The 15,278-nt window shown below is 36.1% G+C and carries 10 protein-coding genes; 4 read left to right on the top strand and 6 right to left on the bottom strand.

What is annotated here, in order from left to right:
• The first annotated feature begins 163 nt into the window (after positions 1–163).
• Positions 164–2,623 (top strand): DNA translocase FtsK, encoded by a 2,460-nt coding sequence (locus IPK88_12380; GenBank protein ID MBK8244216.1) that lies wholly within the window; start codon positions 164–166, stop codon positions 2,621–2,623.
• A 127-nt stretch (positions 2,624–2,750) separates the two neighbouring features.
• The gene (locus tag IPK88_12375; GenBank protein MBK8244215.1) at positions 2,751–4,025 is read left to right on the top strand and encodes a replication-associated recombination protein A; all 1,275 of its coding nucleotides are present in this window, start codon (positions 2,751–2,753) and stop codon (positions 4,023–4,025) included.
• Positions 4,026–4,338: 313 nt separating this feature from the next.
• On the opposite strand, the gene IPK88_12370 is transcribed toward IPK88_12375, so the two are convergent.
• From IPK88_12370 to IPK88_12355, 4 genes are read right to left on the bottom strand one after another with little or no spacing between them, the layout of a single operon-like run.
• Positions 4,339–6,663, bottom strand: a complete 2,325-nt coding sequence (locus IPK88_12370; GenBank protein MBK8244214.1) for an alpha-amylase — start codon at positions 6,661–6,663, stop codon at positions 4,339–4,341.
• Positions 6,656–8,965: a glycoside hydrolase family 65 protein gene (locus IPK88_12365; protein ID MBK8244213.1), complete on the bottom strand. Its 2,310-nt coding sequence runs from the start codon at positions 8,963–8,965 to the stop codon at positions 6,656–6,658. The genes IPK88_12370 and IPK88_12365 overlap by 8 nt, the downstream gene beginning before the upstream one ends.
• Before the next feature lie 8 nt (positions 8,966–8,973).
• Positions 8,974–9,663 carry a beta-phosphoglucomutase gene (gene pgmB, locus IPK88_12360; GenBank protein MBK8244212.1) on the bottom strand — a complete coding sequence of 230 codons (690 nt, stop codon included), beginning with the start codon at positions 9,661–9,663 and terminating at the stop codon, positions 8,974–8,976.
• A 26-nt stretch (positions 9,664–9,689) separates the two neighbouring features.
• Complete coding sequence (locus IPK88_12355; protein MBK8244211.1) at positions 9,690–11,396, bottom strand: amidohydrolase; 1,707 nt, start codon at positions 11,394–11,396, stop codon at positions 9,690–9,692.
• 9 nt (positions 11,397–11,405) lie between these two features.
• Between IPK88_12355 and IPK88_12350 the strand changes: the two genes are divergently transcribed.
• Complete coding sequence (locus IPK88_12350; protein ID MBK8244210.1) at positions 11,406–12,395, top strand: polyprenyl synthetase family protein; 990 nt, start codon at positions 11,406–11,408, stop codon at positions 12,393–12,395.
• Positions 12,396–12,414: 19 nt separating this feature from the next.
• Entirely contained in the window at positions 12,415–12,888 is a 474-nt protein-coding gene (locus IPK88_12345; protein MBK8244209.1) for a hypothetical protein, read from the top strand.
• Positions 12,889–13,183: 295 nt separating this feature from the next.
• On the opposite strand, the gene IPK88_12340 is transcribed toward IPK88_12345, so the two are convergent.
• Positions 13,184–13,879: a TIGR00730 family Rossman fold protein gene (locus IPK88_12340; protein ID MBK8244208.1), complete on the bottom strand. Its 696-nt coding sequence runs from the start codon at positions 13,877–13,879 to the stop codon at positions 13,184–13,186.
• A gap of 67 nt (positions 13,880–13,946) precedes the next feature.
• Entirely contained in the window at positions 13,947–15,215 is a 1,269-nt protein-coding gene (locus IPK88_12335) for a sigma-54-dependent Fis family transcriptional regulator (GenBank protein ID MBK8244207.1), read from the bottom strand.
• Between the last annotated feature and the right edge of the window lie 63 nt (positions 15,216–15,278).

Below are 15,278 nucleotides of genomic sequence, written 5' to 3'. Positions count from 1 at the left end.
TTTACACATTAATATTTTTTTATATGTAATAATAAATATACATATTAAATATTTAAATAATATGTATTTATCACATTTATAATTAAAAATAGGTTATTTATTTTTTTAATATGTTGAATTGAACATATATTTGTGCTCCTATTATATATTAATCTCTATCAATATGTCTCGGTCAAAGACTAAAAAAACAACAGCGTGGGAGCAGTGGACCCAGTGGCGGAAAGATGAACGGATCTCCAAGATTCTTGGAATGAGTTGTTTTATGTTCGCCCTTTACCTCATGATCTCCTTCCTCTCCTATCTCGTTTCCTGGAAATCAGATCAGGATAAAGTGCTCAGCTACTCCTGGCATATTCTCTTCAAATCCAATGTTGAAGTATCCAATTGGTTGGGACGCCTCGGCGCCTTTTCTTCACACGCCTTCTTCTATTATGGATTTGGAATCGCAAGCTTCCTATTCATCCCAGTATTGGTCCATTTAGGATTTAGATTTCTAAGAAAGAGTGGCTGGTTGGCTTTCCTCCGATTTTTATCCCATACTTTCATTTTTATGGCGTTGCTCGCCATGATATTTGATTTCATATTTAAAGATGCACCATTCCCTTATGGCGGTACCTTCGGTGGTCGAACCAACTTCTGGTTTAGCTCCATGGTTGGTGAAATTGGACTGGGCGTAGCCTTAATATTCGCAATGTTCGCCCTTATCATCTGGTTTTTCAATCCCAATCTCCAATCCCTTCAATTGGCTACAACAGGTGATTCTTCTATAAATAACCTTTGGAATTGGGGTTCCAAATCGTCTTCCCCAGATCAAGATGATTTTAAAGCACCCGAATCTTTTTTGAAATCATCCAAAAAATCATCCTCTAGTATAGATGTGGATTTTGGTGACTTTTCTGAACGTGATGGCCTGGCTGCCACGATTGGAATGAAAGCAACAGAACCCATTTCAACTTTTGGACCTAGTCTTGAAATAAATGTTCCGGATACTGAATCAGAGCTTCCAGCTCTTCCTTTAGATCCGGCTTACGATATAGAACTTAGCGAATCCCGTTCAAACCAGTCCGTCCTCGAAGACGAGGACGGCTGGGTCGATGGGAGTGGCGAGTTATATGATCACAAAGCTGATTTGAGTGGTTATACACCACCTTCTTTAGACATGCTGAATGATTATAATGACCAAAAATTCGAAATCGATCGCTCTGATTTAGAAGCCAATAAAAATCAAATCATCGCTACCCTACTCAATTATAAAATTGAGATCCAAAAAATTAAAGCAACCATAGGTCCAACCGTTACCCTATATGAAATCGTACCGGCACCCGGTGTTAGAATCTCTCGAATTAAAAGTTTGGAAGATGATATAGCGCTTAGTCTTTCTGCACAAGGCATTCGGATTATAGCCCCAATCCCCGGGAGAGGAACCATCGGTATTGAAGTTGCCAATAAAAACAAACAAATCGTAGCTCTTAAGGACTTATTGAAATCCGAACGATTCAATGATCCAAAAATGGAAATTCCGATCGCCCTTGGAAAAAACATTTCGAATGAAGTTGTCGTAGCTGATCTCACCAAAATGCCCCACTTACTGATTGCCGGTGCAACTGGTCAGGGTAAATCTGTCGGTATCAATACCATATTGATGTCTATACTTTATCGCAAACATCCATCTGAAGTCAAGCTGGTTTTGATCGATCCGAAGAAAGTAGAGCTTCCTATTTACTCCATGATTGAAAAACATTTTCTAGCGCAATTGCCAAATCAGGACGAAGCAATTATTACCGATACTTCAAAAGTTATTTATACCCTAAATTCATTGTGCATCGAAATGGATCAGCGATATGAGCTTCTTAAAATGGCCCGTGTTCGTAATCTTTTGGAATACAACGATAAATTCACTCGTCGCAGATTAAATCCGGAAAAAGGTCACAGATATCTTCCATACATCGTATTGATTATAGATGAGTTTGCAGATCTTATTATGACTGCCGGCAAAGAAGTTGAAATGCCTATAGGTCGATTAGCTCAATTGGCAAGGGCCGTAGGGATTCACTTGATCATTGCAACTCAAAGACCATCCGTTAAAATCATTACCGGTCTGATTAAAGCGAATTTCCCGGGTAGAATAGCCTTCAAAGTATCCTCCAACATAGATTCAAGAACCATCCTCGATTGTGGTGGTGCTGAACGACTTATCGGTAGAGGTGATATGCTCTACAGTGTAGGCAGTGATATGATTCGTCTCCAATGTGCTTTTGTCGATACGCCTGAAGTAGAGCGAATTATCAACCATATTGGCAAACAAAAAAGCTATGGTGCTCCTTATTTCTTACCAGAATACAAGGGTGATGATGCTGAAGGAGGTGGTAATTCCATCAATGCAGATGATTTGGATGAAATGTTCGATGAAGCAGCCCGTCTGGTGGTGCAAAGTCAACATGGAAGTACCAGTATGATCCAACGCCGTCTTAAGCTGGGCTACAATCGCGCCGGCAGAATCATGGACCAGATGGAAAGCCTTGGTATAGTGAGCGCTGGAGAAGGCAGCAAACCGCGTGAAGTCAATATATTCAACGAAGTAGAACTAGAAAATCTACTGGCTAAATTCAAACGTAGAACCTAACATTTTTTTTCGATAGTTGATCAATTGAGATTGATAGTAGATTTGCTCCGACTGACCATCGGGGCTTTTTTTTTTGTTTAAAATAAAATTCATTCCATCCACTAATAATTATCGAATTTTGTGACCTATGATTCCATTAGCAGAACGAATGCGCCCCAAAACTCTAGACCAATTAACCGGTCAGGAACATTTGGTCGGACCCGATAGTATACTCCGCAAAGCCTTAGAATCCGGACATCTTCCTTCTATGATTTTATGGGGTCCCCCGGGTGTTGGAAAGACTACCCTTGCAAAAATTTTAGCCACATTAAGCAATAGACCCTATTTTACCTTAAGCGCCATTTCAGCGGGCGTTAAAGATGTCAGAGAGGTTATTTCACAAGCTGCAGCCAAAAGATTTTTTAATTCGCCCTCCCCCATTTTATTTATCGATGAAATCCATCGTTTTAATAAAGGTCAGCAAGATGCACTCCTTGGAGCTATAGAAAATGGAACCATAACTTTAATCGGAGCTACCACCGAAAATCCTTCCTTTGAAATTAATTCTGCCCTTTTAAGTCGTGCCCAGGTTTATATTCTAAAATCATTGGAATCAGGTGCACTCCTTAGTTTAGCTAACAGGATCGTTGCAGAAGATGAATTATTTAAAAGTAAAAAAGTAATCTTCGAAGAAACAGAACAACTCATCAACTTATCCAATGGTGATGCCCGTAAATTGTGCAATATCATGGAAATCATCGGCAGCCAATCCATCGAACAAATCACGATCACCAATGAAATGGTTTCTGAATTGGTTCAACAACACATCACCCGATATGACAAAGCAGGTGAAATGCATTACGACATCATCTCCGCATTTATTAAATCCATTCGAGGTAGTGATCCCAATGCCGCTTTATACTGGATGGCCGTCATGATTGAAGGCGGTGAGGAAGTCCGCTTCATAGCCAGACGAATGATTATTCTTGCTGCTGAAGATATCGGCTTAGCCAATCCCACTGCACTATTAATTGCCAACGCTGCCCAACAAGCCGTAGAGTTTGTTGGATGGCCGGAATCCAGAATCATCTTATCCGAAGCCGTCATTTACTTAGCTTGTTCTCCAAAATCTAATTCTGCTTATCTCGCCATAGATGCCGCTTTGGCTATGGTCAGAAATAATCCCAATCTCAGTGTGCCCTTATCCCTAAGAAATGCACCGACTCAATTCATGAAAAATTTAGATTACGGAAAAGGATATCAATATTCACACGATTCAAAACATCATTTCATTCCACAAGAATTTTTGCCTGAAGAAATTTCCGGTACAACATTTTATCATCCTGCGCAAAATCCTAATGAAGAAAAATACCAACAGGTACTTGCGCAACTTTGGAAGGAGAAGTATGATGTGAATCGGTAAACTGTTTGAATGGTTATCTGGTTTGAATGGTGATCTGGTTTGAATGGTGAGCGGGTTGAATGGTTATCAGCTTGAATGGTTATCGGACTTAACCATTACATTTTAATATAATTTAAAAAATAATATTTTAAAAATAAGTGTAAGTATTCAGATCAAAGCCCTGTAGGGGCGATCAATTTTTTGCGACGGATAAAATCCGTCGTAAGAAATAAATACATTGCATTTTTGGCGACATTTTTGCCTGATTTTGCAACAATGATGACAAAAATATACCGTACTTATTGTGACCTGTATAGTTACTAATAAAATTCAATTATTCTACCTTTAAATATTCGTACCCGTTTGGTGCAAGCTGAATTTGTGTTTTAGCATTTTGAATTGTATATATTTTTTTTGAAATCAATCCAGTTGCGTTTTTACTATTAGCCACATCCAAATCAGTAGTAATTAGCCTATTTGATTTATTAAATAAACAATAAATAGACTCCCCAAAATAAGTCCGCTTTAGAATAATAAAATCCTTTTCAGCTTTTAGTATTTCAGTCTCCCCGTAAATGAGTGCCATACTGTTTTTGCGAAGATTTCCTAATTGTTGTGCGCGTTGTAAAGTATTCAATTCATTATAACTTAGTGAATCGAATTTCATCATTTTGCGATTGTCAGGATCACCAGCTCCGGGTAATCCTATCTCATCACCGTATAAAAAAACAGGGACTCCAGGTAATGAAAACTGTATAGCTGTTAATAAACTGAGTTTGTTATAAGCCATAGTATCGGGCATTCCAATGGTTCGATTAAATCCAGCCTCTACACCACTCTCACTGAGTGATACATCTTTATTGGCTAACGAAATGTAACGAACTTGATCGTGATTACCTGTAATATTTCCCATCGTAGAATGGTGACCAAAATAAGTTAACGATTGATTAATGATTGGAACAAATGATGCAAAAGACGATTGCTCATCAAGCAACAAAGACCTTAAATCAAAATATAAATTAAAATCAAATTGTGAATCCAACAACGAATTTCCAATGTAAGAAGCGATCAATTCATTCGATCCATAAGTTTCTCCTATTTGATAAATGGACCGGCCTTTAGATATAAATTCATTTTTTATTTTTTTTGTTAAGGCCAACCAATATTCAGTAGGTACATGTTTAGTTGCATCATGCCTAAAACCATCGAATGGAAATGTTTGTAACCAATACATGGCAGAATCGGATTGCATGGCTATCGCTTTGGGTTTTGATAAATCTATAGTAGGTAAAAAATCATCAAACCATGTCGTTAATCTTTGGTCATCCCAAATACGAATATTTTTTTGACCATTCGGCAATATAAATGGCGTAAATAAATCAGGGCGTTGCTTATACATCGGATGATCCTGATGTACATGATTGGTTACGAAATCCAACAACACATTAATTCCATTATGATGTGCTAAGGATATGAGTTCATTCAATTCCTGATCTGTCCCAAATCGCGAATCAATAACACAGGATTGAATGGGCCAATATCCATGATACCCTGAATACCATCTCCGAGGATTGACATATTCCTGAAATGCTAAATCTGGATTTTGACTAATGGGTGAAAGCCAAATGGTATTAATACCTAATCGATTAAAATAACCTGATGCAATCTTATCTCTTATCCCTTGTAAATCACCACCCTGAAAATTTGTTTTAGCGATTAAATGTGTATCTACAACAGGACGATCATTACTTGGATTACCATTACTAAATCGATCGACTAATGTAAAATACATAATCTGAGATTCCCAATCCGTTCTATTCAGACTGGCAGTATTATTAATAACTTCACCATGTTGCAAAGGAATTAAAACATCATTGCTTTGATTGAATCCTATTGACGAATAGAGTCTCACAAATGATCGGCCTAATAATTTTGCTTCATCAGGAATTCTACACATGATATGCTTTCCACTTTGCCAATAGGGTAATTTTTTGTTATTCCAAAGCACTATAGATTGACCTGCTATCTGGGAAGTATTTATATATATTTTTTGATCTGAAGTTATTGAAGGAATCAATTGAATGTTTTCTTTACTCGTTTCTACTTCAAGCAAGGAATTAACGCCACCACTTCCGTTGGGTGCTGTTTTAAGATTTAATGGATCCAACATTTCCTTACCATCAGCTACAAATAAATATTGATATCGACCCGGATTTAACATAGTATGATAACTCCATTGACCATTTTCTAAGGTCAGTTCTTGGGACTTCCAAGCATTCATTTGTCCTTTGATGACAACTGATGTATAATTATTATTATTTAATGAAAGTGTGATAGATTGTTTTATTGGATGAATAAATATCCAACATGTTGGGTCACCTTTATAATTAAATTCAATGGTTCCGTAAGGTCCGTGATGTATCTTGGATTTAATTAAAAGTTGTCCTGGATCAGCGATGAATTGGACGTCTAATGTTGAATCAGCATGCACGCCAGTTATTAGATTTACATTTTCAAAATATTGATCCAGCAAAATTTTATTCCATCCTGTGTCCAATTTAATGGGTTTTAGCAATCCCACACTATTGAGTTCTTGGGCATATATATTTTGTAAAAGTAAATTTACAATAAAGAAAAAAAACAAACTCATGTTACGCATATGGAATAGATTTTTGCTCACGTGGATGGAGCATTATTGAAGTATTTTTTATATTAATCGGGATGTCTTGACTACCTTGATTCGTAAGTGTGCATAATTCCTTTTGTATATTGATGTGAACGATGGATCCTTTAAAGCGCATGAAAAAAGTAAGATCCGTCCAATGCTTGGGTAATCTTGGATTGATCACAATTTGATGATTCACAATTCGTATTCCACCAAAACCCTTAATTACACTCATCCATGTACCTGCCATACTGGTGATGTGTAATCCATCACAAGTATCATGATTATAATCATCCAAATCCAGTCTGGAAGTTCTTAAATAAAGTTCTTCAGCTTTCTCCATATAACCTAGTTTTGTAGCCAATATGGAATGAATGCAAGGGGACAATGAAGATTCATGAACGGTCATGGGTTCATAAAAATCAAAATTGGATTTAATTTGATCCATAGTAAAGTCATCTTCAAAAAAATAAATACCCTGCAATACATCAGCTTGTTTAATATAACAAGATCTCAATATCCGATCCCAGGACCAATGTTGATGTAAGGGTATTTGACCTTCCGGAATGGACACAATCGGTTGCAAATCTTTTTCTAAATAATCTTCTTGTTGTAAAAAAATATTGAGCTCCTTGTTTTCAGGTAAATATATTTGATGAGCAACCGTTCTCCATGTATACATCTCAGTATCATCCAAATGAATTCTTCGTTTCACATGTTCAAATTGCTCGGGTTGATGGTCTGCTAATTTTTGAAGCACATCATGTCCATAATTTAAACACCATTGTGCTAAATACAATGTGTACCAATTGTTGTTGACATTATTTTCATATTCATTTGGACCTGTCACGCCATGCATTACATATTTATTTTTTGGCTTGCTGTAATGTACACGTTGAATCCAAAAGCGATTGATCGCAGTGATTACATCTATTCCATAATTCCAAAGATAATCTTCATCACCTGTGTATTTGATATAATCATAAATAGCATAAACGATGGCTCCATTCCTATGAATTTCTTCAAATGTAATTTCCCATTCATTGTGACACTCTTCGCCATTCATCGTTACCATCGGATACAATGCTGCACCATGATCGAAACCCAACATTTGTGCATTGATGATTGCTTTGTTGAGTTGATGATAACGATACATCAATAGATTACGACTCACTTCCGGTGCTGCAGTTCCCAAATAAAATGGAATACAATAAGCCTCTGTATCCCAGTACGTGCATCCACCGTATTTCTCACCTGTGAATCCTTTAGGCCCAATATTTAATCGAGGGTCCTTACCTGTATAAGTGCAAAATAATTGATAAATATTAAACCGAATGCCTTGTTGCGCACTTATATCACCACCAATTTTGATATCAGCTGTTTTCCAAATGTCATACCATGAATCTCTCTGATCAGATAATTTTTGTTCGAATGAAATGTGTTTCCATGAATTTATTTTTTCAAGACAAACGGATGCAATTTCTCCAGCAGAATAATCCAATGATGACACCTGAACCATTGATTTTTCAATCGTAATGCTATCTCCTTGCTGCAGTACGAAACTATTTTCGTGTAAGGCCTTTCGGGAAAGCCTTTCATGAATCAATCCATCATCAATGAGTTTTCCATTCAAGAAAAATTTTGTTTCGAATCCAACACAAACCTGGAAAGCTGTAATTTTAGTTTGTGAATGTATGTATAAAAGATTGGAAGCATTATAGGATTCTACGGATTCCCAAAAGTCTTCCTGATAATTCGCGTCTTCATTTCTGATGTCATAATCCAAAATACTTTGAACTCGTATTTGCGTGGCGTCCTGTAAAGCGGTTATTGTATACTGACAAGCACCACATTCATCCCAAGCCATACTTAAAAATCGGATGGCATGAATTTCTATGATGGCTCCTGATGGTAATTCACAAGTACAACTTCTCTCCAAATAACCATCATCCATATGCAGGGTCCTCTTAAAATGATGAACTTTAGATTGATTCAGATCAAATCGTTCGCCATTTACATAAATATCAATTGCGGACCAATTGGCAGCATTTAATACTTTAGCATAGTATTGAGGATAACCATTTTTCCACCACCCTACTCTGGTTTTATCCGGGTAATAAATACCACCTACATAATTCCCTATTAATGATGGACCTGAATAATATTCTTCAAAATGACCTCGGCCACCCATACGGGCATTGCCTTGACTAAAAATACTTTCAGCAATTTTTTGATATTCCGGACGATATTGATCTTCTATAATTTTCCAAGGATCTAATTGAAATATTTGTTTCATTTTTAAGATTAGAATGAAGTATTTGTAAGTTGCTTATTTAAATTAAACCATTGTACAATATCCAATGGTTTTGTGGATAAAAAATCAGGAATTACGAGATCAGCCAAACCAATATCCTTAGGACTACCTATACCAACAGTATGCATATGAGCCCTTTGAGCAGCTTGAATTCCTTTTACAGAATCTTCGAAAACGATACAATGATTAGGTTGAATGGAGATCAATTCAGAACCTAGTAAAAATACTTCAGGATCAGGTTTACTTTCTTTAACTTGATTGCCATCTACAATTGCTGTAAAATAATCTAATAACTGCAATTTTTCAAGTATATATAGTGCATTCTTACTTGCTGATCCCAAAGCTATAGGTATATTCAAGTTTTTTGTTTCTAAAATAAAATCCAATACACCGGGTAAGATATCAGTTTGATTTAAGTGTTCAATACTTTTTAAATAATAAACATTTTTTTCAGTAGCCAGATTTATTTTATCCTCTTCATTCATTTGTGCAGAAGCCGCCCTTAAAATAATTTGAAGGGAATTCATTCTGTCCACACCCTTAAGCCTTTCGTTAAATTCAGGTGTTAATTCAAATCCAAATTTAGCAGCTAAAGCTTTCCATGCTAAATAATGATGTCTAGCCGTATCAACAATTACTCCATCTAGATCAAAAATAAAACCCCACTGTTCATTATCCATCAACTCTACGCGCATTAAATAATTAATTATTCATTTATCTGTATTTTTTTACCACCTATGTAAACTTGAAGAACTTTGGTTTGTAATAATTCTTCCGGTTTGCAAGTCATAAGATCATGATCCAACACAATAAAATCGGCTAACTTATTTACTGAAATACTTCCTTTAATCTTTTCTTCTTTAGCCGCATAAGCGTTCCATATGGTGTACGATTTCAATGCTTCATCACGAGTCATTTTTTGTTCTGAATAGAATTCAAAACCAGTCGAACTATTTTTACGTGTTACTGCTGCATAAATACACTCAAAAGGATTTACTTTTTCAACAGGCGTATCTGTACCATTGGCTAAATGTGTGTTTAAATCCAGCAGCGAACGCCAGATGTAAGACGTATTTTTTGCCCTGTCATCTCCTAGTCTTTTGGCAACGAATGGCGCATCGCTGGTACAATGTACTGCTTGCATAGATGCTATAACACCTAATTCATGAAATCTTGGAGCATCGCTTGGGTCAATGTGTTGGGCATGTTCAATTCGCCACCGCCGATCCTCATTTTTTGCAGAAGTACCTAACACATTTTGAAATAAATTCAATACTTCTCTATTCCCTTTATCACCAATGGCATGGACACACATTTGAAGATTTTTTGAAGCCGCTTTTTGAGCGATTTGCGTTAATTCATCAGTACTGGTAATTTGTTGACCAAGAGCACCCGGGTTATCTGCATACTCTTTTAATAACATGGCTCCATATGATCCTAAGGCTCCATCCATATATGCTTTAACTGCTAATGTTGAAAATTTTTCTTTATCGCTATTCAATACTTGAAGTGAATCCATTTCATTCATTACCTGTTCTGTGCTGCCACCAAGCATGACATACAATCTTATTTTCAAAATATCATCAATACATAATTTTTGTAAAATTCTCATATCGGCGAGATTCGTACCAGCATCCTGAAAACTAGTAATACCGAATTTTAATGCATGATCTGAAGCCTTGATCGCTTTACTTATTATATTAGCCTGCTGCGTTGATAATGGCAATTTATTATGGTCTTCCTCTATTGCTTTAGTCAGCAAATCCATTGCATTTTCTTCAAAAACTCCTAAAATCTTATTGTTTTTATCTTTTACTATTCTTCCCCCTGCGGGTGATTGAGATTCAGTTGAAATTCCTGCAAGCTCCATGGCTTTTTTATTGGCTATCAATGCATGTCCACTTGCATGATATAGGACAACAGGATTCAATGGGCTGATTTGAGATAAGGCATCATGGTATGGATAACCATTAAAGGTCAATTCAGAATTACCCTTCCATTTATCCTGATGCCAGCCTCTGCCTTCAATCCATTGTCCTGGGCTGGCCGTTTGAACTTGTTCCTCAACCAAATGGACTATTTCATCCCAACTTTTTGTGTCCAATAGGTTAAGATTGATCAAGCTTTCTCCCAAACCTAAAAAATGTCCGTGTCCTTCAATGAGGCCGGGCATTACAAACCGACCTTCCATATCAAGCATCTGTGTAGAATCACCCTTGAGGCTTGAAATTTGGTCTAAAGTGCCTTTGGCTATAAAATATCCATTCTTTATTGCGAAGGCTTCAATCCCTTGATTTATAGTGTCTGCGGTGTAAATATTCGCATTATATACGATCAAATCTGCTTTTTCCTTTACCTTGCAGGCGGAAAAAATAAGAACCAATAAGAAATATATTTTGATTGCTCTATACATAAAACAGCTATGGTTGAGGCAAAAATAAGACCCTTTGATGATCTTATTGCAGCTTATCAGGAATATTCTGCCCGATATGACTTTATTAAGGATCCAGTGCACTTGTATGAACCTGTGGGATACATAATGAGGCAAGGTGGAAAAAAAATCAGACCTCTGGCCTTGTTGATGGTACAGAATACCTTTAATGGCAATATTGATTCTGGATTACCTGTAGCCTTAGCTTTAGAAATGTTTCATAATTTCACCTTGATGCATGATGATATTATGGATAATGCAGAAACCAGAAGAGGTCAACCCACAGTTTTTCACAAGTATGGTATTAATGCAGCGATTTTGTCCGGGGATGTAATGCTCGTCGAGGCAACACAATTAATTAATAAATGTAGTAGAGAAAATCAAACAGAACAAATTTTAGAATTATTTTTGCAAACCGCAAAAGAAGTTTGTGAGGGTCAGCGTTTTGATATGGATTTTGAACAACGAGAAACCGTTTCCCTATCAGAATATTTGGAAATGATTCGATTAAAAACTTCTGTATTACTTGCTGCATCTTTAAAAATGGGAGCTTTGTTATCTAAATGTAATGCAACATTGTGTGAAACATTATATGAATTGGGAATCAACCTTGGTCTTGGATTTCAGATTCATGATGATTGGTTGGATTTCTATGGGGATAGCGAACAAACTGGAAAAAAAATCGGTGGTGATATTCTCCAAGGAAAAAAATCCATTTTAATTTTAACAGCACTCCAGGATCTTGATTCTGTGAACCAACACAAATTATTAAATGATTATAAACTCAAACTAAATGATGAAGACAAATTGGCAAAAATCGGAAAATGGTTTGAACAATTAGACATAAAAAACAAAGTCAGCAAACGCTATTTGTCTTATCAAGAAAAATGTGAAGCCATCATTCAGCAAATGGAATGTGAATCATGGCAAAAAAATAAATTGCGGGAATTCGTAACGCTCATTTTAGATCGAAAATATTAACCTTATTTAAATTAAATTCATGTATAAAAATCTACTCCTCATTTGTTTCATCGCATTGAATTGCACCTCCAAAAACAGATATGCCCCGGAAGCTCAAACGCCCAGTGGACCAGTAAATAAACCGGACTATCCGAAAGGTAATATTACGGAAATTGAAAGCGATGCTATACCCTTTTTTGTTGGCAAGGGTGATCACCCCAATTGGAAACTCAAAGTTGGACAAATTCAAAATGCTATTTTTGAAGTTCAGTTAACCTTGGAAGATGAAAAACAAACCTGGATCGGACTTATGCAAGAAGTAGAAGCCTCCAATGAAGGACAAACAGGTCAATTCTTATTAGGACAATTGGAGTTTAATAATGAGAAAAAAGAAATTGAATTCTACCTAGACAGAAAACCTTGTGAAGACATGAATAAAAAAAGTTATAATGCCAGGGTCATCATGTTAAAAGATACTAAGGAGTTTTACGGTTGTGGTGATTTCATGAAATAAATAGAACAAGCTACTGTTATTAGAAGTGGATTAAACATAAATATTAGAAAGAAAGGAACTATTGAAAATTTTGTGTTTAAGAGAAAGAATAGGAACCATGATTTTTTAATAATTCGATTTTCACAGTAAATATACAATTGATTATAAATAATTGATCAACATAAAAATATCAGTATATTTCTCCCTTCCCTTTCTAAATGAAGGGTCGTGGATGGGTTCCCGCAAATTTAAATTTTAATTATAACTTTTCTTAATGATATATAATGTCACCATTTTAATTAAAAAATACTGACAACTATAATTCAAACGTAGGACGAAGTCCTAATGAATCATCCCGACCATAGAATTCATTAATAATTCTAACGACTTCATCCGGTTCATCTACGATGGGCATGAAATTTAAATCGGATGCTCCAATATAATGAAATTGGTCACGCATGGTATTCCCAATCCATTCACGCAAGGGTTTCCAAAAATCGGATCCTACCAATATAATAGGAACCTTATTTATTTTACCTGTTTGAGTTAAGGTCAAGACTTCAAATAATTCATCCAGTGTCCCAAATCCTCCCGGTAGCGCAATGAAGGCTTGCGAATATTTGACAAACATTACCTTTCGGATAAAAAAATATCTGTGGTGTAAATTTTTATCGGTATCGATATACGGATTTGTAAATTGCTCAAAAGGCAATTGGATATTAAGTCCTACTGAGATTCCATTATTATCATGTGCCCCTTTATTAGCGGCTTCCATAACACCAGGTCCCCCACCCGTGATAATTCCAAATCCTTCCTCTGTCAAACGAGCTGCAATCCTGAATGCTAGGTCATAATGTGGGTGTTCTGATTTAACTCTGGCTGATCCAAAAATAGAAACACAAGGACCAAATTTGTGCATGGTTTCAAAACCGTCAACAAGCTCAGCAATAACCTTGAACATAGTCCAACTATTCTCAGCTTTTAGCTCGGCCCATTGTTTTTTTGTTTTCATAATTTAAGAAAATGAACAAACGAATTCATCAATAATGAGGAAATAAATACGATGAATAACTTGTTGATTATACTGATTTATACGCGTTAAATTCCTTTTTAATAAATTCATTTAACTCTTGTACGCTGTCAAATTGCTCAAACAATTCTTTAAATTTATTATGCCTTTGACTAGCTGGTATAACATAATCTAAAACTTCTTTTCTTGAAATTTTTTGCTTCGATAATATAATCAATCGTTCAACGACATTTCTTAGTTCACGAATATTTCCAGTCCAATTGTATTTCTGTAACTCTTCAATAGCTGAATCGTCTATTCGTTTCAATGGCATTCCATATTCATGACAAATGTGTTCCATAAAATGCTCAGTTAATACCGGAATATCTTCAATTCTTTCATTGAGTGAAGGAACTTCAATAATGATAACAGCTAATCGATGATACAAGTCTTCCCTAAAATTTCCTTTACTGATCTCCTCGCGCAAATCTTTATTGGTAGCAGCAATGATCCGGACATCTACGGGTATTTCTTTATCTCCGCCTACTCTTGTTATTCTATTTTCTTGCAAGGCTCTTAATACTTTGGCTTGGGCTGATAAGCTCATATCCCCAATTTCATCAAGAAATAGTGTACCACCATTCGCCAATTCAAATTTTCCCAATCTTTGTTTTATGGCTGAGGTAAATGAACCTTTCTCATGACCAAATAATTCACTTTCGATTAATTCTGAAGGAATGGCTGCACAATTGACTTCTACAATGGCCCCATTATTTCTGAGACTCTTTTCATGGATCCACCGAGCAACTAACTCCTTTCCAGTTCCATTCTGTCCTGTAATCAAAACTCTTGCCTCTGTTGGGGCTACCAAATCTATGGTTGCTCTAACTTTTAGTATGATTTTAGATTCACCTACAATTTCCTGGGTTTTAAACTTTGATACCTTGCGCTGTAAAATTTTCTTTTCAGAAATCAAGGAAGATTTATCAATAGCATTTCTTAGGGTGATCAGCAATCGATTTAAATCCGGTGGTTTGGAAATAAAATCATAGGCACCTTTTTTGACCGCTTCGACTGCTGTATCAATGGTGGCATGACCGCTGATCATTACTATGGGTGTATCGGTGGACAATAACTGAATCTTATCCAAAGCCTCCATGCCATCCATTTTGGGCATTTTGATGTCCAAAATGATAGCATCATATTCATTTTGCTTCAGTTTCACCAAACAATCTAAACCATCAGTAGCCTCATCTACCTGATATTTTTCCAATTCCAAAATATCGCGTAGTGCCCTTCTGATGGCGGATTCATCATCTACAATTAAAATTCTTGCCATTTGCCTAAAATTGATCTTTATTAATGCAACTAATTCTGAGCTACAAAGATAATGAATTGAATT

Origin of the sequence: Candidatus Defluviibacterium haderslevense, from assembly GCA_016712225.1 — a bacterium.
GTDB classification, from domain to species: domain Bacteria; phylum Bacteroidota; class Bacteroidia; order Chitinophagales; family Saprospiraceae; genus Vicinibacter; species Vicinibacter haderslevensis.
Note: the sequence above shows the minus strand (reverse complement) of the source record. Positions and strands in the feature narration are given on the sequence as shown.